Source organism: Pluralibacter gergoviae ATCC 33028 = NBRC 105706 (assembly GCF_001598855.1).
GTDB lineage: Bacteria > Pseudomonadota > Gammaproteobacteria > Enterobacterales > Enterobacteriaceae > Pluralibacter > Pluralibacter gergoviae.
Genome location: NZ_BCZS01000012.1, coordinates 136,067 through 157,550, shown reverse-complemented (window position 1 = coordinate 157,550; position 21,484 = coordinate 136,067). Strand labels below are relative to the sequence as shown.

Sequence of the window (21,484 nt, the reverse complement as noted above, 5' to 3'; positions counted from 1 at the left end):
CCGGCGTGGAAGATTTCGACGTTGGTAACAGAATTTGCCTGGCGGCACTAGCGCGGTGGTCCCACCTGACCCCATGCCGAACTCAGAAGTGAAACGCCGTAGCGCCGATGGTAGTGTGGGGTCTCCCCATGTGAGAGTAGGGAACTGCCAGGCATCAAACAAACGTGAAAGCCTCATGCGAAAGCATGGGGCTTTTTCGTTTGTCTGCTGTCTGTCGGTGAGCGCTCTCCGGGAGCAGGACAAATTCGCCGGGAGCGAATTTGCCTTGCGTTATTGCTGCCTGGGCCATCCGGCCTTACTCATGTACCAGATTCAATAACGGATAGGGTTTTCCAAGGTCATCCGTTTCAGAGCGCCCCGCCACCTTAAAGCCCATCTTCCTGTAAAAACCGACCGCCTGTTCATTCTGCTCGTTCACATCGGTCGTCAGCCTGGGCGCTAATGTCAGTGCGTGTTCAATCAACAGTTTACCCACACCACGGCCGCGGACGGCGGGATCAACGAATAGCGCATCCATATGTTCCCCCGTAAGGAGCATAAAGGCGACCGGCTCGTCTTTCTCCGTCACCGCTACCCACAGCGGCGCTTCGGGTAAAAACGCGCTCACCAGACCTTCCAGTTCTGCCCTGTACGCTCCTGACAGGAAATCGTGCGTTGCATCGACCGACCGGCACCAGATAGCAATCAGTTGTTTCCCTTCCTCATGCCGCGAACGGCGGATCTTAATAACCATATTTGCTCCTTTTATTTGTTCTTATATTCTAACGTAGATATGGCCGTGAAATTTTCTCACCCTGAACCTGCAGGCTCGACATTCACATCATTCCCGGTTATCTTCGGCTATCTGGATGTCTAAACGTTTAAACGTATGCTTTGAGGTAATGAAGATATGCCGATTCGGGTTCCGGACGAGCTGCCAGCCGTCAATTTCTTGCGCAATGAAAACGTCTTCGTGATGCCGTCATCGCGTGCCACAACTCAGGAAATTCGTCCGCTGAAGGTGCTGATCCTCAACCTGATGCCGAAGAAGATCGAGACTGAAAACCAGTTCCTGCGCCTGCTCTCTAACTCCCCCCTGCAGGTGGATATTCAGCTCCTGCGTATCGATTCCAGGGAATCGCGGAACACGCCGGCGGAGCACCTGAATAACTTCTACTGCAACTTCGAAGATATCTGTCAGGATAACTACGATGGCCTGATTGTCACCGGCGCGCCGCTGGGCCTGGTGGAGTTCAACGACGTCGCCTACTGGCCGCAGATCGAGCAGGTGCTGGAGTGGGCAAAAGATCACGTCACCTCGACGCTGTTTGTCTGTTGGGCGGTACAGGCCGCCCTCAACATCCTCTACGGTATCCCCAAGCAGACCCGCACTGAAAAGCTCTCCGGCGTATATGAACACCACATCCTCCACCCGCACGCGCTGCTGACGCGCGGATTTGACGATACTTTCCTCGCGCCCCACTCACGCTACGCAGATTTTCCCGCGCAGCTGATCCGCGACTACACCGATCTGGATATTCTCGCCGAGACGGACGCGGGAGATGCCTATCTGTTCGCCAGCAAGGACAAGCGTATCGCTTTCGTCACCGGCCACCCGGAATATGACGCCCACACGCTTGCCGGGGAGTATTTCCGCGACGTTGAGGCCGGCCTATCGCCGGAGGTACCTTACAATTATTTCCCGCAAAATGACCCGCAGAACAAGCCAAGGGCGACCTGGCGCAGCCACGGTAATCTGCTGTTCACCAACTGGCTGAACTATTATGTCTACCAGATCACCCCGTACGATCTGCGCCGTATGAATCCAACCCTGGATTAATCTTCTGCTGCCACGATCGTAAAGCGATTCAGCACTCCATCTCAGGCACCTTCGGGTGCCTTTTTTATTTCCGAAAGATAAACCAATTTGTTAATTAACTTTAAATTCATATTTATCATAATGTTAAATGCAATTTAAATTGAAAATGGAAATTGTTTTTGATTTTGAAAAATAAATGAGTAGGCTAGACCCTGCTGAACGAAAAAGAGACAAGGATCTTCGTTCGCACGCGGGAGTGATTTTGGATCAACGATTGAGGAGCCATGCGATGACACAACAGGCAACAACCACCGAAGAACTGGCCTTTAGCCAGCCGTTTGGCGAGCAGGAGAGACAGATCCTTACGCCGGAAGCGGTCGAGTTTCTCAGCGAGCTGGTGACCCGCTTTACGCCGAGGCGCAATAAGTTGCTGGCCGCGCGCATCCAGCAGCAGCAGGAAATTGATGACGGTAAGCTGCCTGATTTTATTTCGGAAACAGCTTCCATTCGCAATGGTGAGTGGCAGATCCGCGGCATTCCGCAGGACCTGCTCGATCGTCGGGTCGAAATTACCGGCCCCGTTGAGCGTAAAATGGTGATTAACGCCCTGAATGCCAACGTAAAAGTGTTCATGGCCGACTTCGAGGATTCGCTGGCGCCGAACTGGGGCAAGGTCATCGACGGCCAGATTAACCTGCGCGATGCGGTTAACGGCACCATCAGCTACACCAATGAAGCCGGTAAAATCTACCAGCTGAAGCCCGATCCTGCCGTGCTGGTCTGCCGGGTACGCGGCCTGCACCTGCCGGAAAAACACGTCACCTGGCGTGGGGAGGCGATCCCGGGCAGCCTGTTCGACTTCGCGCTCTACTTCTTCCACAACGTTAAAAATCTGCTGGCGAAAGGCAGCGGCCCCTACTTTTACCTGCCGAAGACGCAGGCCTGGCAGGAAGCGGCCTGGTGGAGCGAGGTGTTCAGCTATGCGGAAGACCGCTTCAGCCTGCCGCGGGGCACCATCAAGGCGACGCTGCTGATTGAAACCCTGCCCGCCGTGTTCCAGATGGATGAGATCCTCCACGCGCTGCAGGATCACATCGTCGGCCTCAACTGCGGCCGCTGGGACTACATCTTCAGCTACATCAAGACGCTGAAGAATCATCCGGATCGCGTCCTGCCGGACCGTCAGGTCGTCACTATGGATAAGCCGTTCCTCAGCGCCTACTCCCGGCTGCTGATCAGGACCTGTCACCGCCGCGGCGCGTTCGCCATGGGCGGCATGGCGGCCTTTATCCCCAGCAAAGACGCCGAACGCAACGAATGGGTGCTGAACAAAGTGCGCGCCGATAAAGAGCTGGAAGCGCGCAACGGCCACGACGGCACCTGGGTTGCGCATCCGGGGCTGGGCGACACGGTGATGGAGGTGTTCAACAAAGCGCTCGGCGAACGGCAGAATCAGCTGAACGTCAGCCGCGAAGACGATGCGCCGATTACGGCTGAAGAGCTGCTGGCGCCCTGCGACGGCGAGCGCACCGAAGAGGGAATGCGCGCCAATATTCGCGTAGCGGTGCAGTACATCGAAGCCTGGATCTCCGGCAACGGCTGCGTGCCGATTTACGGCCTGATGGAAGATGCCGCCACGGCGGAGATCTCCCGCACCTCCATCTGGCAGTGGATCCACCATCAGAAGACCCTCAGCAACGGCAAGGCGGTCACTAAAGCGCTGTTCCGCCAGATGCTGGCCGAAGAGCTGGAGGTGGTGAAGCAGGAGTTGGGCGACGCGCGCTACGACGGCGGCCGCTTTGAAGAGGCCGCGCGTCTGATGGAGCAGATCACCACTTCCGATGACTTGATCGATTTCCTTACGTTGCCCGGCTATCGCCTGCTGGCTTAATCCCTCACATAAAAATATGGAGCATCTGCATATGAAAACCCGTACCCAACAAATTGAAGACATCAAGCAGGCATGGACCGACGCGCGCTGGGAAGGCATTCGCCGCCCGTACAGCGCGGAAGAGGTGATTAAGCTGCGCGGTTCGGTTAACCCGGAAAATACCCTCGCCCGCCGCGGGGCGGAAAAAATGTGGCGCCTGCTGCACGGTGAATCGAAAAAAGGCTACGTTAACAGCCTCGGCGCCCTGACCGGCGGCCAGGCGCTGCAGCAGGCGAAGGCCGGTATTGAGGCTATTTACCTCTCCGGCTGGCAGGTGGCGGCGGACGCTAACCTGGCCTCCAGCATGTACCCGGATCAGTCGCTCTATCCGGCCAACTCGGTGCCGGCGGTGGTCGATCGGATCAACAATACCTTCCGCCGGGCGGATCAGATCCAGTGGTCGTCGGGCATTGAGCCGAACGATCCGCGCTTTATCGACTACTTTCTGCCGATCGTCGCCGATGCCGAAGCCGGATTCGGCGGCGTGCTGAACGCCTTTGAGCTGATGAAGTCGATGATTGAAGCCGGCGCGGCCGCCGTACACTTTGAAGATCAGCTGGCCTCGGTGAAGAAGTGCGGCCACATGGGCGGCAAGGTGCTGGTGCCGACGCAGGAAGCCGTGCAGAAGCTAGTTGCCGCGCGCCTGGCGGCCGACGTCCTCGACGTCCCGACGCTGGTGATCGCCCGCACCGACGCCGACGCGGCTGACCTGATCACCTCTGACTGCGATCCGTACGACAGCGAGTTCATTACCGGCGAGCGCACCAGCGAAGGCTTCTTCCGCACCCGCGCCGGTATCGAGCAGGCCATCAGCCGCGGCCTGGCCTACGCGCCTTACGCCGACCTGGTGTGGTGCGAAACCTCCACGCCGGACCTCGACCTGGCGCGCCGCTTCGCCGAGGCTATTCACGCCAAATATCCGGGCAAGCTGCTGGCCTACAACTGCTCGCCGTCGTTCAACTGGAAGAAGAACCTCGACGACAACACCATCGCCAGCTTCCAGCAGCAGCTCTCCGATATGGGCTACAAGTACCAGTTCATCACCCTGGCGGGCATCCACAGCATGTGGTTCAACATGTTCGACCTGGCCCACTCCTACGCCCAGGGCGAAGGCATGAAGCACTACGTCGAGAAGGTGCAGCAGCCCGAGTTTGAATCTGCCGGCAAGGGCTACAGCTTCGTCTCGCACCAGCAGGAGGTGGGCACCGGCTACTTCGACAAGGTGACGACCATCATCCAGGGCGGCGCGTCGTCGGTTACCGCGCTGACCGGCTCGACGGAAGAATCGCAGTTTTAAAACCGTCCCTCACCCTCACCCTGTCCCTTTGGGAGAGGGTGGGGTGAGGGAAAACCACGACTCGCCAGCAAAAAGGAAACCCCATGTCCCGAGGCCTGCCGCTGCTGATCGCCCACACCATACTGCAGGGTTTCGACGCCCAGTATGGCCGCTTTCTGGAAGTGACCTCCGGCGCCCAGCAGCGCTTTGAGCAGGCCGACTGGCACGCGGTGCAGCAGGCGATGAAGCAGCGCATTCACCTCTATGACCATCACGTGGGGCTGGTGGTGGAGCAGCTGCGCTGTATTACCGACGGCAGGCTGCCCGATGCCGATTTCCTGCAGAGCGTAAAGGCCCACTACATCGCCCTGCTGCCCGACTACCCTCGCTTCGAGATTGCGGAAAGCTTTTTTAACTCCGTGTATTGCCGGTTATTTGACCACCGCTCGCTGACGCCGGAGCGGCTCTTTATTTTCAGCTCCCAGCCCGAACGGCGGTTTCGCGCTATTCCGCGTCCGCTGGCGAAGGACTTCTGGCCTCATGACGGCTGGAGCACGCTGCTGACGCGGGTCCTGAGCGATCTGCCCCTGCGCCTGCCGTGGCAGGATAAGGCCCGCGACGTCAGCTATATTGTCGCCCATCTGAACGAGCACTTTGCCGCCCGCACCCTGCGCGACTCGCACCTGCAGGTCGCCAACGAGCTGTTCTACCGCAACAAGGCCGCCTGGCTGGTGGCAAAACTCTGCACCCCCGACGGCACGGTGCCGCTATTGCTGCCCATCCACCGCAGCGACGAGGGCGAGCTGTTTGTCGATACCTGTCTGACGACCGCCGCCGAGGCCAGCATCGTCTTCGGCTTCGCCCGCTCCTATTTTATGGTCTATGCCCCGCTGCCCGCCGCGCTGGTGGAGTGGCTGCGCGAGATCCTGCCCGGCAAAACCACCGCCGAACTCTACATGGCCATCGGCTGCCAGAAGCACGGCAAAACCGAGAGCTACCGGGAGTACCTGACCTGGATCCAACAGAGCGACGAGCAGTTTATCGAGGCGCCGGGCATTCGCGGCATGGTGATGCTGGTCTTCACCCTGCCGGGCTACGATCGGGTCTTCAAGGTGATCAAGGACCGCTTCGCGCCGCAGAAGGAGATGAGCGCCGCCCACGTCCGCGCCTGCTATCAGCTGGTCAAGGAGCACGACAGAGTGGGGCGCATGGCGGACACCCAGGAGTTCGAGAATTTCGTGCTGGAGAAGCGGCAGATCTCTCCCCAACTGATGGCGCTTCTTCAGCAGGAGGTGCCGCAAAAGCTGACCGATCTCGGGGAGAAAATCGCCATCAGCCACCTCTATATTGAGCGGCGGATGGTGCCGCTGAACCTGTGGCTGGAGCAGGTGGACGGCCAGCAGCTGCGCGATGCGGTCGAGGAGTACGGCAACGCCATTCGCCAGCTGGCCGCCGCCAACATCTTTCCCGGCGACATGCTGTTCAAGAACTTCGGCGTCACCCGCCACGGTCGGGTGGTCTTCTACGACTACGATGAAATCTGCTACATGACCGAGGTAAACTTTCGCGACATTCCTCAGCCGCGCTATCCGGAGGATGAACTCTCAGGCGAGCCGTGGTACAGCGTCTCGCCCGGCGACGTCTTCCCGGAGGAGTTTCGCCACTGGCTGTGCGCCGATCCGCGCATTGGTCCGCTGTTTGAGGAGATGCATGCCGACCTGTTCCGCGCCGCTTACTGGCGCGAGCTGCAGGCCCGCATCAAGGGCGGCCACGTTGAGGACGTATTTGCCTACCGCCGGCGGCAGCGGTTCTGCGTCCGCTACGCCGACGCAATCAGCGCGAAGGTTTCGTAAACCAGCTCCATCTCAGGAGACCAGCCTCCCTCACGTTCGAAAAATTGCCGGTGGGCGCTGCGCCAGTAGTTCAGGCTCAGATCGCCTTCGCCCTCCAGCGCGGCCTGCGCCTCGCTCACTTCATTAAAGCGCACCAGCGTCAGCGACAGGGTGCGGATAACGCACGCGGGCTCGCCGCGCCCGTTGAGGACAATATGATAATCCCCCGGCTTAACCGCGCGCGCTTCGGCCTGAAAGCTGGCCAGCGAGCCGCAGGTGCCGCGCTTTTTCCCGGCAATCACCAGCGCCGCCAGCTCGTCCGCCAGCGCGGGCGAATCGCCGAACGCCCAGCAGTGCGCGTCCGGGTATTTCTCCAGCCAGCGTGCTTTGCGCTCCATCAGCGCGTACCGCCGTAGGCCAGAGTCACCTCTTTTGCCGCCCGGATAACCATTGCGCCCAGTTCGGTCACCCGGTCGTCGGTCATGCGCGAAATCGGCCCGGAAATGGAGATGGCGGCGAACGGCTCGCGGTGTTCGTCAAAGATGCAGGAGGCGATGCAGCGCAGGCCGAGGGCGTGCTCCTCATCGTCAAACGAATAGCCGCGCTTGCGCGACTGGGCTAAATCTTCCTTCAGATGCACCGGCGACACCAGCGTCGCATGGGTGTAGGCGTGCAGCCCGTTGCGGTGCAGCAGATTGCTTACCTGCTCTTCGCTCAGCTGGGAGAGGAAGGCCTTCCCCGCGCCGGAGGCGTGCATCGGCAGCTTGCCGCCGATGGGCGCCGACATGCGCATCAGCTGGGTACACTGCACCTGATCGATGATAATCGCCTGATGATCGTTCTGGTCCAGCACCGCCAGGTTGACGGTTTCGCCCGACTCCTCCATCAGCTTGCGCAGGATCGGGTGCACAATGGCCAGCAGGTTGCGGCTCTGCAGAAAGCTGCTGCCGACGATAAAGGCGTGGGCGCCGATGGTCCAGTGGCCGAGCTCGCCCACCTGGCGGACGAAGCCCTGCTGCTGCATGGTGGTCAGCAGGCGGTGCGTCGTCGAGTTAGGCAGCCCCGCCTGCTGGGCCAGCTCGGTCAGCGCGACGCTGCCGTGGGCCTCGGCGATAAACTCCAGCAGCGTCAGGCCGCGGGTGAGGGACTGAACCTGACCGCCTGTCTGGGCGGCAGCGGTGGCCGGAGCGGGTTTTCTGCCGCGCTTAGCGGGTACGGTGGCAACCATGACGGCCTCCTTTTTCTGTATCGTGGAAACTATTTTCGTTTTATATGGTTATAATGCAACCGTTAAACAACTGATCGGATCAGTCGTGGTGAACATCTCTCATGTTTATTGGGGTTCTCTTTTCCGCATCGGGTGATTATGCCACTATGACGTGTTGATTAGCGCCTTGTCGGAGTTTTACGTGAGCAGCCTCGTTACTACATTAAAACAGCAATTAAATGACCGCATCCTCGTCCTCGACGGCGGCATGGGCACCATGATCCAGAGCCATCGCCTCAGCGAAGCGCAGTTTCGCGGCGACCGCTTTAGCGACTGGCCCTGCGACCTGAAGGGCAATAACGACCTGCTGGTGCTGACGCAGCCCGACATTATCGCCGCTATTCACAACGCCTATTTCGAGGCCGGGGCGGATATCGTCGAGACCAACACCTTTAACTCGACCACTATCGCCATGGCGGACTACCAGATGGAGTCTCTGTCGGCGGAGATCAACTACGCCGCGGCGAAGCTGGCCCGCGCCTGCGCCGATGCGTGGACGGCGAAAGATCCGCACAAGCCGCGCTATGTAGCGGGCGTGCTCGGCCCGACCAACCGCACCGCCTCTATCTCACCTGACGTTAACGACCCGGCGTTTCGCAATATCACCTTTGACCAGCTGGTGGCCGCCTACCGCGAGTCCACTAAAGCGCTGGTGGAGGGCGGGGCGGACCTGATCATGATTGAGACGGTGTTCGATACCCTCAACGCCAAGGCCGCGGTCTACGCGGTGAAGGCGGAGTTTGAAGCGCTCGGCGTCGATCTGCCGATCATGATCTCCGGCACCATCACCGACGCCTCCGGGCGCACGCTCTCCGGGCAGACCACCGAGGCCTTCTACAATTCCCTGCGCCACGCCGACGCCCTGAGCTTCGGCCTCAACTGCGCGCTGGGCCCGGACGAGCTGCGCCAGTACGTGCAGGAGCTGTCGCGCATCGCCGAATGCTACGTCACCGCGCACCCCAACGCCGGGCTGCCCAACGCCTTCGGCGAGTACGATCTCGATGCCGATACCATGGCGACGCAGATCCGCGAGTGGGCCGAATCCGGTTTCCTCAATATTGTCGGCGGCTGCTGCGGCACCACCCCGGAGCACATTGCCGCCATGAGCCGGGCGGTTACCGGCCTGCCGCCGCGCCGGCTGCCGGACGTGCCCGTCGCCTGCCGCCTCTCCGGCCTGGAGCCGCTCAATATCGGCGACGACAGCCTGTTCGTTAACGTCGGCGAGCGCACCAACGTCACCGGTTCGGCGAAGTTTAAGCGCCTGATCAAAGAAGAGAAATACGCCGAAGCGCTGGACGTCGCCCGCCAGCAGGTGGAGAGCGGTGCGCAGATTATCGACATTAACATGGACGAAGGGATGCTCGACGCCGAGGCGGCGATGGTGCGCTTCCTCAACCTGATTGCCGGCGAGCCGGACATTGCCCGGGTGCCGATCATGATCGACTCCTCTAAGTGGGAGGTGATCGAGAAGGGGCTGAAGTGCATTCAGGGCAAAGGCATCGTTAACTCCATCTCGATGAAAGAGGGCGTGGAGCCCTTTATCCACCACGCGAAGCAGGTTCGCCGCTACGGCGCGGCGGTGGTAGTGATGGCCTTTGACGAAGTGGGCCAGGCCGATACCCGCGAGCGTAAAATCGAGATCTGCCGCCGGGCCTATAAAATTCTTACCGAAGAGGTGGGTTTCCCGCCGGAAGACATCATCTTCGATCCCAATATCTTTGCCGTCGCCACCGGCATTGAAGAGCACAACAATTACGCCCAGGACTTTATCGGCGCTTGCGAAGATATCAAGCGCGAGTTACCCCACGCCCTGATCTCCGGCGGCGTCTCCAACGTCTCGTTTTCGTTTCGCGGTAACGACCCGGTGCGCGAGGCCATTCACGCGGTGTTCCTCTACTACGCTATCCGCAACGGCATGGACATGGGGATCGTCAACGCCGGCCAGCTCGCCATCTATGACGATCTGCCCGCGGAACTGCGCGATGCGGTCGAAGATGTGATCCTCAACCGCCGGGACGATAGCACCGAGCGACTGCTCGATCTCGCTGAGAAGTACCGCGGCAGCAAGAGCGACGAAGCGGCCAATACCCAGCTGGCGGAGTGGCGCGGCTGGGAGGTAAAAAAGCGGCTGGAGTACTCGCTGGTCAAGGGCATCACCGAATTTATCGAGCAGGATACCGAAGAGGCGCGCCAGCAGGCGGAGCGGCCGATCCAGGTCATTGAAGGTCCGCTGATGGACGGCATGAACGTGGTCGGCGACCTGTTCGGCGAAGGCAAGATGTTCCTGCCGCAGGTGGTGAAATCCGCCCGCGTAATGAAGCAGGCGGTGGCCTACCTGGAGCCGTTTATCGAAGCCAGCAAAGAGCAGGGCAAAAGCAACGGCAAAATGGTGATCGCCACCGTGAAGGGCGACGTTCACGACATCGGCAAGAACATTGTCGGCGTGGTGCTGCAGTGCAACAACTACGAGATTATCGATCTCGGCGTGATGGTGCCGACGGAGAAAATCCTCAAAACCGCCCGGGAAGTGAACGCCGACCTGATCGGCCTCTCCGGCCTCATCACGCCGTCGCTCGACGAAATGGTCAACGTGGCGAAAGAGATGGAGCGCCAGGGCTTCACCATTCCGCTGCTGATCGGCGGGGCGACCACCTCCAAGGCCCATACGGCGGTAAAAATCGAACAGAACTACAGCGGGCCCACCGTCTACGTACAGAACGCCTCCCGCACCGTCGGCGTGGTGGCGGCCCTGCTGTCGGATAGCCAGCGCGACGATTTCGTCGCCCGCACCCGCAAAGAGTATGAAACCGTGCGCATCCAGCACGGCCGCAAAAAGCCGCGCACGCCGCCGGTCACGCTGCAGGCGGCGCGCGAAAACGATCTGGCCTTTGACTGGGAAAGCTATACGCCGCCGGTGGCGCACCGTCCGGGCGTGCAGGCGGTAAGCGCCAGCATCGAGACGCTGCGCAACTACATCGACTGGACGCCGTTCTTCATGACCTGGTCGCTGGCGGGCAAATACCCGCGCATCCTCGAAGACGAGGTCGTGGGCGAAGAGGCGCAGCGCCTGTTTAAGGACGCGAACGACATGCTCGACCGGCTCAGCGCGGAGAAATCCCTCAACCCGCGCGGCGTGGTGGGGCTGTTTCCGGCCAACCGCGTCGGCGATGACGTCGAGATTTACCGCGACGACACCCGCACCCACGTGATTGCCGTCAGCCGCCACCTGCGCCAGCAGACCGAAAAAGTCGGCTTCGCCAACTACTGCCTCGCGGACTTCGTGGCGCCGAAACTTTCCGGCAAAGAGGATTACATCGGCGCCTTCGCCGTCACCGGCGGCCTGGAGGAGGACGCTCTGGCGGAGGCCTACGACGTGCAGCACGACGACTATAACAAAATCATGATTAAGGCCGTGGCCGACCGCCTGGCGGAAGCCTTCGCCGAGTACCTGCACGAGCGGGTGCGTAAGGTTTACTGGGGCTATGCCGCCAATGAGAATCTCAGCAATGAAGATCTCATTCGCGAGAACTATCAGGGCATTCGTCCGGCGCCGGGCTATCCGGCCTGCCCGGAGCACACGGAGAAAGCGACGATCTGGCAGCTGCTGGACGTGGAGACCCACACCGGCATGAAGCTTACCGAGTCTTACGCCATGTGGCCGGGCGCTTCGGTTTCCGGCTGGTACTTCAGCCATCCCGACAGCAAATACTTCGCCGTGGCGCAGATCCAGCGCGATCAGGTGGAGGATTATGCCCGCCGTAAAGGCATGACCGTGGCGGAAGCGGAGCGCTGGCTGGCGCCAAACCTCGGCTACGACGCCGACTGATTCACAAAACTGTCATTTTTGTTTACAACAAACGGGGCACCTTCACGGTGCCCTGTCTCTTTCTGGCGCGTAAGTCTCTATACTGAAAGATAACGCTTTTTTCTCCATCCTCAGGAAGAGGCCGCAAAAGAGCGTAAGGACTACCTATAACGATAAGGAGAACAATAACCCGTGCTAACCTTGTTACACCTGCTTTCCGCCGTTTCGCTGCTGGTGTGGGGCACCCACATCGTGCGCACCGGCGTGATGCGCGTCTTCGGCGCCCGCCTGCGCACCGTGCTCAGCCGCAGCGTAGAGAAAAAACCGCTCGCCTTCTGCGCCGGTATCGGCGTCACCGCCCTGGTGCAGAGCAGCAACGCCACCACCATGCTGGTGACCTCCTTCGTTGCCCAGGATCTGGTGGCGCTGACGCCCGCGCTGGTGATCGTCCTCGGCGCCGACGTCGGTACCGCCTTGATGGCCCGCGTGCTGACCTTCGACCTCTCCTGGGTGTCGCCGCTGCTGATTTTTGTCGGCGTGATCTTCTTCCTCGGCCGCCGGCAGACCCGCGCCGGCCAGCTTGGCCGCGTTGGCATCGGCCTCGGCCTGATCCTGCTGGCGCTGGAGCTTATCGTCCAGGCGGTGCATCCCATCACCCAGGCCAACGGCGTACAGGTCATTTTCGCCTCGCTTACCGGGGATATCATCCTTGATGCGCTGATTGGCGCGGTATTCGCCATCATCACCTATTCCAGCCTGGCGGCGGTGCTGCTGACCGCGACCCTGACCGCCACCGGCGTCATCTCATTCCCGGTAGCGCTGTGCCTGGTGATTGGCGCCAACCTCGGTTCCGGCCTGCTGGCGATGCTCAACAACAGCGCCGCCAATGCCGCCGCCCGCCGCGTCGCGCTGGGCAGCCTGCTGTTCAAGCTTATCGGCAGCCTGATCGTCCTGCCGTTTATCCATCCGCTGGCGAACCTGATGGCCGATCTGCCGGTATCGAAATCCGAACTGGTTATCTACTTCCACGTCTTCTATAACCTGATCCGCTGCCTGGCGATGGTGCCCTTTGCCGAACCGATGGCGCGCTTCTGCAAGCGGGTGATCCAGGACCAGCCTGAGCTGGACGGGCGCCTCAAGCCGAAGCATCTGGATCCGACCGCGCTGGATACGCCCACCCTGGCGCTGGCCAACGCCGCCCGCGAAGCGCTGCGCATCGGCGATGCGATGGAAAACATGATGACGGGGCTGCACAAGGTGATGCACGGCGAGCCGCGCGAAGAGAAGGCGCTGCGCAAGATTGCCGACGACATCAACGTGCTCTATACCGCCATCAAGCTCTATCTGGCGCGGCTGCCGAAAGAGGATCTGGCGGAGGAAGAGTCCCGGCGCTGGGCGGAAATCATTGAGATGTCGCTCAATCTGGAGCAGGCGTCGGATATTATCGAGCGCATGGGCAGCGAGATTGCCGATAAGTCGCTGGCGGCCCGCCGCGCCTTCTCGCTGGAAGGGCTGAAAGAGCTGGACGCGCTGTACGAGCAGCTGCTCAGCAACCTGCAGCTGGCGATGTCGGTCTTCTTCTCCGGCGACGTGGACAGCGCCCGCCGCCTGCGCCGCAATAAGCACCGCTTTCGCATTATGAACCGCCGCTATTCGCACGCCCACGTGGACAGGCTGCACCAGCAGAACGTACAGAGCATCGAGACCAGCTCCCTGCACCTGGGGCTGCTGGGCGATATGAAGCGTCTGAATTCTCTGTTCTGCGCGGTGGCCTACAGCGTGCTGGAGCAGCCGGACGAAGACGACGAGCGGGACGGATATTGACAGGAAGAGGCAGCCGGAAAGGCTGCCTCATTAACGATTAGCCCGCGCGGGCAAAGGCGGCAGCTTCGGCGATCAGCGCGTCATCCGGACGCACGCCGGTGTACATCGCAAACTGCTCGACGGCCTGCAGGGCGATGACCTCCGCGCCACTGATGGTCTTTTTATTCAGCTTCTGCGCCAGCCTGATGACCGGCGTTTCCGCCGGCAGGGCAATCACGTCGAACACCACGCCCGCCGCCGCGACCATTTCCTCATTGAAGGAGAGCGCGTCGCTCTCGCTGCCGCCGGCCATGCCGATGGGCGTGACGTTCACCAGGATATCCGCCTGAATACCCTCCGGCAGCGGCTGCCACTGGAAGCCGTACTGGCGCGCCAGCGCCGTACCGCTCTGCTCATTGCGCGCCGCAATAATGACGTTCTTAAATCCCGCGTCGCGGAAGGCGGCGATCACCGCCTTACCCATGCCGCCGCTGCCGCGGATCATCACCCGGGCAGCCGTATCAAGCCGGTGGCTGTCAATCAGGCTTTTCACCGCAATATAGTCGGTATTGAAGCCCGTCAGATGGCCGCCGTCGTTGACGATGGTGTTCACGGAGTCAATGACCTTCGCCGACGGATCGATAGCGTCCAGAAACGGCATACAGCTCTCTTTGAAGGGCATCGACACCGCGCAGCCGCGGATGCCCAGCGCCCTGACGCCTTTGACCGCCGCCCCGATATCCTGGGTCGTAAAGGCTTTGTAGATAAAGTTGAGGCCCAGCTTCTCGTACAGATAATTGTGAAAGCGGGTACCAAAATTGCCGGGGCGTCCGGCAAGCGACATGCACAGCTGAGTGTCGCGGTTGATCATCTTAAATCTCCTCGGCGTGGGGCTGCAGAAAGTATTGCGCTGTCCTGACCATATCCCACAACGGCTTTCAGGTATAGCCCCGGATAGCCGGGTCATCATCCTGATTTTCAGTCATTTATATGCAAAACATCGCTTTGCATCACATTTATTCCCCGGATGGGTAAAAATGGCTGTTTTTTCTCACCCGCAATGTGCGGTATATTGCGCGGCAATTGACAGGAGACCTTATGCTGCCAGCCCAATCCACCCGTTTAAACAAGTACATTAGCGAGAGCGGCATCTGCTCCCGCCGCGACGCCGACCGCTATATAGAGCAGGGAAACGTCTTTATTAACGGCAAGCGCGCCAGCGTCGGCGACCAGGTGATGCCCGGCGACGAGGTAAAGGTTAACGGGCAGCTGATTGAGCCGCGCGATGCGGAAGACCTGGTGCTGATCGCCCTCAATAAACCGGTCGGCATCGTCAGCACTACCGAAGACGGCGAGCGCGACAACATCGTCGATTTTGTTAACCACAGCAAGCGCGTCTTCCCCATCGGCCGCCTCGATAAAGAGTCGCAGGGGCTGATTTTTCTCACCAACCACGGCGATCTGGTGAACAAGATCCTGCGCGCCGGCAACAATCACGAGAAAGAGTACGTGGTGACGGTTAATAAGCCGGTAACCGACGACTTTATTCGCGGCATGGGCGCCGGGGTGCCGATCCTCGGCACGGTAACGAAGAAATGTAAGGTAAAGAAAGAGGCGCCGTTCGCCTTCCGCATTACCCTGGTACAGGGCCTCAACAGGCAGATACGCCGTATGTGCGAGCACTTCGGCTATGAGGTGACGAAGCTTGAGCGCACCCGCATCATGAACGTCAGCCTGAAGGGGCTGCCCGTCGGCGAGTGGCGCGATCTGACCGACGACGAGCTGATTGAACTGTTTAAGCTGATTGAAGGCTCCTCGTCCGAGGCGAAACCGGCGAAAGCGAAGGCGAAGCCGAAAGCGGGCGCGCCGAAGAAGCCCGCCGGCGGCGGCAAGAATATGGCGAAAACCCCCGCCGAGCTGGCGTCGCGCAAGCGCTTTACCTCCCCGGGCAGGAAGAAGAAGGGACGCTAAGGTTTACTCTCTTTTCGCGCCGGGGTCTTCTGTCCCGGCGCCGTATCGCGCATGTCTTCTGCAGGCCGCTCACAGCATCTCACGCTTTTGCCCTATTTTTTATCGCGCGTAACGTGCTGGCAGTTCGAGGACTGATTGTGGTATAAAATTTTATACAAAAATGTAATATGCTTCGTCTCGCTCGGTATTAACAAACTGCAGGGTAGGCCATGAAACAGATGACTGACGGTAAGATCGCCCACATCACCCCGGCGGACGGCAATATTTTTGCCGATCTCGGCGTTGCTGCCGATGAGGCGCAGCAGCTTAAGCAGCAGGCAGAGCAGGAAGCCGCGCAACTGCTTAACCTTAAGCGCCAGCTGATGAACGAGATCGCCGGCTGGATTGACGAGCATCATCTCAAGCAGGCGGAGGTTGCCCGCAGGCTGCACATTTCCCGGCCGCGCGTTTCCGACGTGGTGAATCAGAAGACCAGCAAATTTACCCTCGATGCGCTGGTCCTGATGCTCGCCCGGCTCGGCAAACCGGTCACTCTTCAGGTCGGCTAACTAGCGCCTGCCGCGCACCGGCGCGCTGGCTGACCACGAGAACGTCGCTTCCTTATCCGTTTTATAGGCCTGCTTCTTCTTCAGCTGGCGGGCCTTCTTCGCTTCCGCTTCGCGCTCGGCCATCAGCGCGTCAATGTAGGCCTTCTTGATCTGATTGGTTTCCGCGTTGGTCAGTACCCGGCCGTGGGCGATTCTGGCGCGGTCGAGCCGGGTTTTCAGCTCGCGCTTTTCCTGCTCGGTCATGTCCTGCTGGGTGAGGCGTGGGATGGCCATGATGGGAGTCTCCTGAAGGATGAATGCTGAGTGTATCGTACAATCAGAACTGGAATGAGGATCGCGTGCAGAAATTATGGCACCGACTTTCAGTTGCCTTTATCGCCGCAGGAGATTATACAGACTCGTGTGGATCCCCGTGCAAATGTTCGTTTATATTATTGTGCATAATAAACGAGCGGGGCGGAAAGTATGTCAATAAAACAGCGAACAACGCAGAGCGTTACTATGACCATCGATCGTAATCTTCTTGCGCGTGCGCGTGAGGCCGGTATTAATCTCAGTGCTGTATTGGCTGCAGCGCTCAGTGCCGAAGTGAGCCAGTACGAAACAAAAAAATGGCAGGTAGAAAACAGCGCGGCTATTGAGGCGCTCAATCAATTCCACGATGAGCATGGCGGCTTCAGCGATGACTACAGGACATTTTAGTGATGCAATTTACCGTATATGGAAATACCGGAAAAAGTGCTGTTTATCCTTTACTGATTGACGTGACGAGCGACATCATCGGACAGCTCAATCGACATATTGCGATTCCACTTTTACCTTTAGAAAAGTATCCCGCAAGCCAGCGTCCTGAACGCCTGATCCCGTTAATCAGGCTGAGTGACGGCAAGGAATATGCCGTCATGACGCATGAGATGGCGAGTATCCCTGTTAGCGTGCTGGGGCCAGTGTTTTGCGATGCTTCTCACTACCGTCCGCAAATTAAAGCGGCGATAGATTTCCTTCTCGACGGCATTTAGCGTGCGTTGCCGAACGACCCGGCTCGTTCGGCGAAGGTTCACGCTCAGGTTTTGTCTTTACTGACTGCCTTCCCCGACCAGTATCCCGCCAGCAGCGAGCCAGACAGATTGTGCCACACCGAGAATAGCGCGCCGGGCAGGGCGGCGAGCGGGCCGAAGTAGATTTTCCCCAGCGCAGCGGCAAGGCCGGAGTTCTGCATGCCTACCTCAATCGCCAGCGTGCGGCAGGTGGATTCGTCGAAGCCGAACAGCCGCCCGCCCCAGTAGCCGCTCAGCAGGCCAATACCGTTGTGCAGGATCACCGCCACAATCACCATCAGGCCCACGGAGGCGATATGCGACGCCGAACCGGCCACCACCGCGCTGATAATGGCCAGAATGCAGACCATCGAAAACGCCGGCAGATACGGTTCCACGGCTTTTACCACGCGCGGCAGCAGGTGGTGGACAATAAGCCCTAACCCAATCGGGATCACTACAATCTGCATAATGCTCAGCAGCATCCCCCAGACGTCCACCTGAATGTGGGCGTCGACGTACAGGCGGGTCAGCAGCGGCGTGGCGATGACGCCCACCAGAGTAGAGACCGACGAAATCGTCACCGACAGCGCTACGTCACCCTTCGCCAGATAGATCATCACGTTGGAGGCCGTGCCGCTGGCAACGCTGCCCACCAGCACCATCCCCGCCGACAGTTCAGGCGGCATATGAAAAATCAGCGCCAGCAGCCACGCCGCGAAAGGCATCACCAGATAGTGCAGAAAGGTGCCGGCCAGGACAGGCGCCGGGCGCGACAACACCCGCTTAAAGTCGTCAATTTTCAGATGCACGCCCATGCCGAACATAATCAGCATCAGCAGCGTGGCGACCCAGGGGCCAATGGGAGTAAACGTGGCGGGCGTAAAGTACGCCAGTACGGAGAGCAGCAGCGCCCAGAGCGGGAACAGCCGCGTCAGCGTCGATAACATAGGGATATCCTTGCGATTGTGAAGGTTGTTGTTGTGTTTTTATAAAAAAGCCGGGTTCGAGCCCGGCCTTAGGTATTGTTTATCGCGTGGCGCTGTCTAATTCAAACTAAAAATGCCTATCGCGAATAGTTTCCCAGCTGAAACCAAAGCGTGCCAGATACTTACGCAGGCGATCGGCATCATTCGGATTGGCTTTTTTCAATCTTGAAACGGCAAACAGTTCTCTTCCAGCCTGCGACAGCGATTCGCTACGGCGGCAGACCTCAAGTACCGTTTCAAGCTGCTGGCGATCGAAGAGGTCGATCTCCTGTTCCATTAGCGGTTCCCGCGACTCTTCATACCAGCTTTCACGTAGGCGCATAATCTCTTCCTCAACGAGCGCTACGGTAATTCGCCCCTGCTCAGCTAACGTTGCCATTCTGGTTATTGAGGAGCCAAGTTCGCGGAAATTACCGCGCCAGCTGGCCTGCGAGGAACTGGAAAAAGCCAGAAAGCGTTCCCTTGCCTCTTTATCAAAGCGCACCTGATTTTGTTGCTCATGGCAAAATCGCTGAAGCTCATATTCGACGTTGGGCGCAATATCTTCCCGTCTTTGGGCCAGTCCCGGCAGTGCGAAACTCCAGAGATTAATTCGCGCGTAAAGATCCTCACGAAAGCGCCCCTCTTTGACCCACTGGCGCAGATCGCGATGTGTCCCGGCAATCAGTTGAAAATCGCTTTTTACCTCGTTATCAGAACCGAAGGGTAAGAAGGTTTTCTCCTCGATGGCCTTGAGGAGCATCGCCTGCTCGTCGAGTCCCAGTTCCGCTATTTCGTCAAGAAAAAGTACGCCGCCGTTGGCCTCTTTAAGCAAACCGCTTCTGGCCGACAGCGCTCCGGTGAACGCCCCCTTTACATGGCCAAATAGCGTCGACATGGCATTATCCCCGCGTAGCGTCGCGCAGTTAACCGCCACGAATTTTCCCGCAACAAGATGGCGGCTTTGGCGCAGCATAAAAATACGCTGAGCGAGAAAGGATTTTCCCGAACCAGTCGGGCCCGTCAACAGTATGGGAGCGGAGGAACGGAGTGCGACTCGCTCAATCTGATCAATAAGCCTGTTAAAAGTGGGATTTCGTGTCTCAATTCCCGCTTTAAGAAAAGAGACCGACTGCTGCTGCTCGCGCTGAAAGCGGCTTGTGAGGGTGGCATAGCGGCTTAAGTCCAGGTCGATCATCGAGCAGACGCCGGCGACTGTTGCTTCCTGTGTTGAATCTTTGGGCGCGGGACCGGTTTGCAGCAGGGTGGCTGGCAGATAGCGGGCCTCCGTCAGCAGGAACCAGCAGATCTGAGCGACGTGCGTACCGGTGGTGATATGTACCAGATACTCTTCATTTTCAGTATCGAACGGATAGTGGATGGCGAAATCGAGAAAGGCGGCGTACACCTCCTCGAAATCCCACGGATTTTGCAGCGCAATGGCGTGCGGCCTGACATGAGTACCGGCAGATACCTGAGTTATATCTTCAGCAAGCTGCTTCGCCAGTCCGGCGTCACGAGGCTGGTGAATCAACTCCAGGCGGTCAATAGAGAAATCGGGCTGCAGGCATAACCCGACCGTAGGGCGCCACTTGCGGTGGCGATTCGCTCGTTTTCCACGCTTATCCAGTACCGTACCCAGTACGCCAATCACTACTCGACGCTTTTTCATATCTTATCCTGTGGGATAAATAGCGATATTAAAAGATAGTTAATTTGCATTTTTCAAACAATAGCAACCCAGCATTTAAATTTTTAATTCTTTATTTATCAGTTAATTGAAAGCAAAAAAAACGTGATCTTCCGCTTCTGGCACGTATCTGGCTTTAACGTATGGGTCAATACGCTGAAAGCGCAGGGGTTTGTACCCCGCCGGCACTTCCGAAACAGCACTGGCTGTATTTCCGACGTGTTCCGTCAGCCGCTGACACCTGAACAGGGTTCGATTCCCGACTCACTCTTCTCAGTGATAAATGGTTTACAGAGCAATACCGGGGCAGCGCGCAGTTGGGCGTCCCCAAAGCAGGCAGCCGGTAAAGATACCGGGCGACAGGCGAAAAGGTCTTCCCCTGCCGCTCCGTACGGCACCCGCGCCTGTCCAGAAAAAGGATCAGAGAAATGATGAAAAAAGTGACCCTAAAAAAAGGCCAGCTTGGCCTTCTTTCCAGAAACGGAGACTACGTTAAGGTGCTGGAAGCCGGCGAGCACCGCCTGCCGTGGTTTAATGCGCCGCAGGTCCTGACCGTGAATGCCGATGGCAATGCCGTTGAACGTTCACTGGCTGACTATCTGCGCCGCTTCCAGCCGGAGTGGGTAGAGCGCTACTGTCTGCAGGCTGACATGACGGAAAACGAAGCCGGCGCCCTCTATCTGCACGGCGTATTGCAGGAGATTATCCCGCCGTTAACCCGTCGACTGTACTGGCAGGCCGGTGATGCACTCACGCTGGTGCGGATGGATAGCCGAGAGGCCCGGGTACCCGCCGAAGTAATGAGTGCGGTGCTGCAGCCGCGGGCTAATGAGCCGGTAAAAGGCCGGGACGCCATACTGGCCGTGTCGGTACCGGCCTGGCACGTGGGTGTGCTGAAAATTGACGGTAAGACGCAGCCTCTGCTGCCGCCAGGCGTGACGGGCTGGTGGCAGGTTAATCATCTGGTCGAGGCGGAGGTGGTAGACACCCGTCTGCAGGCGCTGGAGGTTAGCGGTCAGGAGATTCTGACAAAAGATAAGGTAAACCTGCGCCTGAACCTGGCGGCAAACTGGCGCTATAGCGCCGTTATGCAGGTTTTCGAGCAACTGGCAAAACCGCTGGAATATCTCTACCGCGAGCTGCAGTTCGCGCTGCGGGAAGCAGTAGGCACCCGCACGCTCGATGAACTTCTGGAAGACAAGCAGCTCATCGATGAGGTCGTCAGCGCTCAGGTGAAGGCGCGAATGGCCGCATTCGGTATCGAAATCGCTTCTCTTGGCGTAAAGGACATCGTTCTGCCCGGTGATATGAAAGCGATCCTCTCCAGAGTGGTCGAAGCTGAAAAGGCAGCGCAGGCAAATGTTATTCGCCGAAGAGAAGAGACGGCCGCGACGCGCTCTTTGCTGAATACCGCAAAGGTGATGGAGAACAACCCCGTGGCGTTGCGTCTTAAAGAACTGGAGACGCTTGAGAGAGTCGCAGAGCGTATCGACAAAATTTCCGTTTTCGGTGGCCTGGATCAGGTATTGAACGGCCTCGTGAACATTAAAGGATAGGGC

The 21,484-nt window shown here is 58.9% G+C and carries 18 protein-coding genes and 1 rRNA gene; 12 read left to right on the top strand and 7 right to left on the bottom strand.

Going from position 1 to position 21,484, the window contains the following annotated elements:
• Window positions 1-37 precede the first annotated feature (37 nt).
• Window positions 38-153: ribosomal RNA gene (gene rrf / locus ENGE1_RS14000) — 5S ribosomal RNA — on the top strand.
• A 142-nt stretch (window positions 154-295) separates the two neighbouring features.
• Here rrf and ENGE1_RS13995 read toward each other — a convergent pair.
• Window positions 296-733, bottom strand: coding sequence for an acetyltransferase (locus tag ENGE1_RS13995; protein ID WP_045289669.1), 438 nt, complete (start codon window positions 731-733; stop codon window positions 296-298).
• Window positions 734-889: 156 nt separating this feature from the next.
• On the opposite strand from ENGE1_RS13995, the gene metA reads away from it, so the two are divergent.
• The 4 genes from metA to aceK all read left to right on the top strand — a co-directional run bounded on the left by metA (window position 890) and on the right by aceK (window position 6,857).
• Complete coding sequence (gene metA, locus ENGE1_RS13990) at window positions 890-1,819, top strand: homoserine O-acetyltransferase MetA (protein WP_048254035.1); 930 nt, start codon at window positions 890-892, stop codon at window positions 1,817-1,819.
• Window positions 1,820-2,087: 268 nt separating this feature from the next.
• Window positions 2,088-3,689 (top strand): malate synthase A, encoded by a 1,602-nt coding sequence (gene aceB / locus ENGE1_RS13985; RefSeq protein WP_048254034.1) that lies wholly within the window; start codon window positions 2,088-2,090, stop codon window positions 3,687-3,689.
• A 31-nt stretch (window positions 3,690-3,720) separates the two neighbouring features.
• On the top strand, window positions 3,721-5,025 hold the full coding sequence (aceA, locus tag ENGE1_RS13980; RefSeq protein WP_048254033.1) for an isocitrate lyase: 1,305 nt from the start codon (window positions 3,721-3,723) through the stop codon (window positions 5,023-5,025).
• Window positions 5,026-5,108: 83 nt separating this feature from the next.
• Window positions 5,109-6,857, top strand: a complete 1,749-nt coding sequence (gene aceK, locus ENGE1_RS13975; RefSeq protein WP_048254032.1) for a bifunctional isocitrate dehydrogenase kinase/phosphatase — start codon at window positions 5,109-5,111, stop codon at window positions 6,855-6,857.
• Here the strand turns inward: aceK and ENGE1_RS13970 are convergent.
• On the bottom strand, window positions 6,824-7,234 hold the full coding sequence (locus tag ENGE1_RS13970) for an ASCH domain-containing protein (RefSeq protein WP_048254031.1): 411 nt from the start codon (window positions 7,232-7,234) through the stop codon (window positions 6,824-6,826). The genes aceK and ENGE1_RS13970 overlap by 34 nt on opposite strands.
• Window positions 7,234-8,064 (bottom strand): glyoxylate bypass operon transcriptional repressor IclR, encoded by an 831-nt coding sequence (iclR, locus tag ENGE1_RS13965; protein WP_048254030.1) that lies wholly within the window; start codon window positions 8,062-8,064, stop codon window positions 7,234-7,236. The genes ENGE1_RS13970 and iclR overlap by 1 nt, the downstream gene beginning before the upstream one ends.
• A 181-nt stretch (window positions 8,065-8,245) precedes the next feature.
• Here iclR and metH point away from each other — a divergent pair, with 181 nt between their 5' ends.
• The gene (gene metH, locus ENGE1_RS13960) at window positions 8,246-11,929 is read left to right on the top strand and encodes a methionine synthase (RefSeq protein ID WP_048254048.1); all 3,684 of its coding nucleotides are present in this window, start codon (window positions 8,246-8,248) and stop codon (window positions 11,927-11,929) included.
• 171 nt (window positions 11,930-12,100) lie between these two features.
• Window positions 12,101-13,732, top strand: a complete 1,632-nt coding sequence (locus tag ENGE1_RS13955) for a Na/Pi cotransporter family protein (protein ID WP_043081630.1) — start codon at window positions 12,101-12,103, stop codon at window positions 13,730-13,732.
• Window positions 13,733-13,769: 37 nt separating this feature from the next.
• On the opposite strand, the gene ENGE1_RS13950 is transcribed toward ENGE1_RS13955, so the two are convergent.
• Window positions 13,770-14,582, bottom strand: a complete 813-nt coding sequence (locus ENGE1_RS13950) for a shikimate 5-dehydrogenase (RefSeq protein WP_048254029.1) — start codon at window positions 14,580-14,582, stop codon at window positions 13,770-13,772.
• 227 nt (window positions 14,583-14,809) lie between these two features.
• Here ENGE1_RS13950 and rluF point away from each other — a divergent pair, with 227 nt between their 5' ends.
• Together rluF and ENGE1_RS13940 are read left to right on the top strand one after the other, a co-directional pair.
• The gene (gene rluF, locus ENGE1_RS13945; RefSeq protein ID WP_043081632.1) at window positions 14,810-15,682 is read left to right on the top strand and encodes a 23S rRNA pseudouridine(2604) synthase RluF; all 873 of its coding nucleotides are present in this window, start codon (window positions 14,810-14,812) and stop codon (window positions 15,680-15,682) included.
• A 209-nt stretch (window positions 15,683-15,891) separates the two neighbouring features.
• Complete coding sequence (locus ENGE1_RS13940) at window positions 15,892-16,230, top strand: helix-turn-helix domain-containing protein (protein WP_080964540.1); 339 nt, start codon at window positions 15,892-15,894, stop codon at window positions 16,228-16,230.
• Here ENGE1_RS13940 and ENGE1_RS13935 read toward each other — a convergent pair whose 3' ends face one another.
• Window positions 16,231-16,503, bottom strand: coding sequence for a YjbD family protein (locus tag ENGE1_RS13935; RefSeq protein WP_048254028.1), 273 nt, complete (start codon window positions 16,501-16,503; stop codon window positions 16,231-16,233). It abuts the gene before it with no gap.
• Window positions 16,504-16,695: 192 nt separating this feature from the next.
• On the opposite strand from ENGE1_RS13935, the gene ENGE1_RS13930 reads away from it, so the two are divergent.
• On the top strand, window positions 16,696-16,932 hold the full coding sequence (locus ENGE1_RS13930; protein ID WP_048254027.1) for a type II toxin-antitoxin system CcdA family antitoxin: 237 nt from the start codon (window positions 16,696-16,698) through the stop codon (window positions 16,930-16,932).
• A gap of 2 nt (window positions 16,933-16,934) precedes the next feature.
• The gene (locus ENGE1_RS13925; RefSeq protein WP_048254026.1) at window positions 16,935-17,249 is read left to right on the top strand and encodes a CcdB family protein; all 315 of its coding nucleotides are present in this window, start codon (window positions 16,935-16,937) and stop codon (window positions 17,247-17,249) included.
• A gap of 44 nt (window positions 17,250-17,293) precedes the next feature.
• Here ENGE1_RS13925 and panS read toward each other — a convergent pair whose 3' ends face one another.
• On the bottom strand, window positions 17,294-18,217 hold the full coding sequence (panS, locus tag ENGE1_RS13920; protein ID WP_048254025.1) for a ketopantoate/pantoate/pantothenate transporter PanS: 924 nt from the start codon (window positions 18,215-18,217) through the stop codon (window positions 17,294-17,296).
• A gap of 106 nt (window positions 18,218-18,323) precedes the next feature.
• Complete coding sequence (rtcR, locus tag ENGE1_RS13915) at window positions 18,324-19,907, bottom strand: RNA repair transcriptional activator RtcR (protein WP_048254024.1); 1,584 nt, start codon at window positions 19,905-19,907, stop codon at window positions 18,324-18,326.
• 446 nt (window positions 19,908-20,353) lie between these two features.
• Between rtcR and ENGE1_RS13910 the strand changes: the two genes are divergently transcribed.
• A complete protein-coding gene (locus ENGE1_RS13910; RefSeq protein WP_048254023.1) occupies window positions 20,354-21,481 on the top strand; it encodes a slipin family protein in 1,128 nt (375 codons plus the stop codon).
• The last annotated feature ends 3 nt before the right edge of the window (window positions 21,482-21,484 follow it).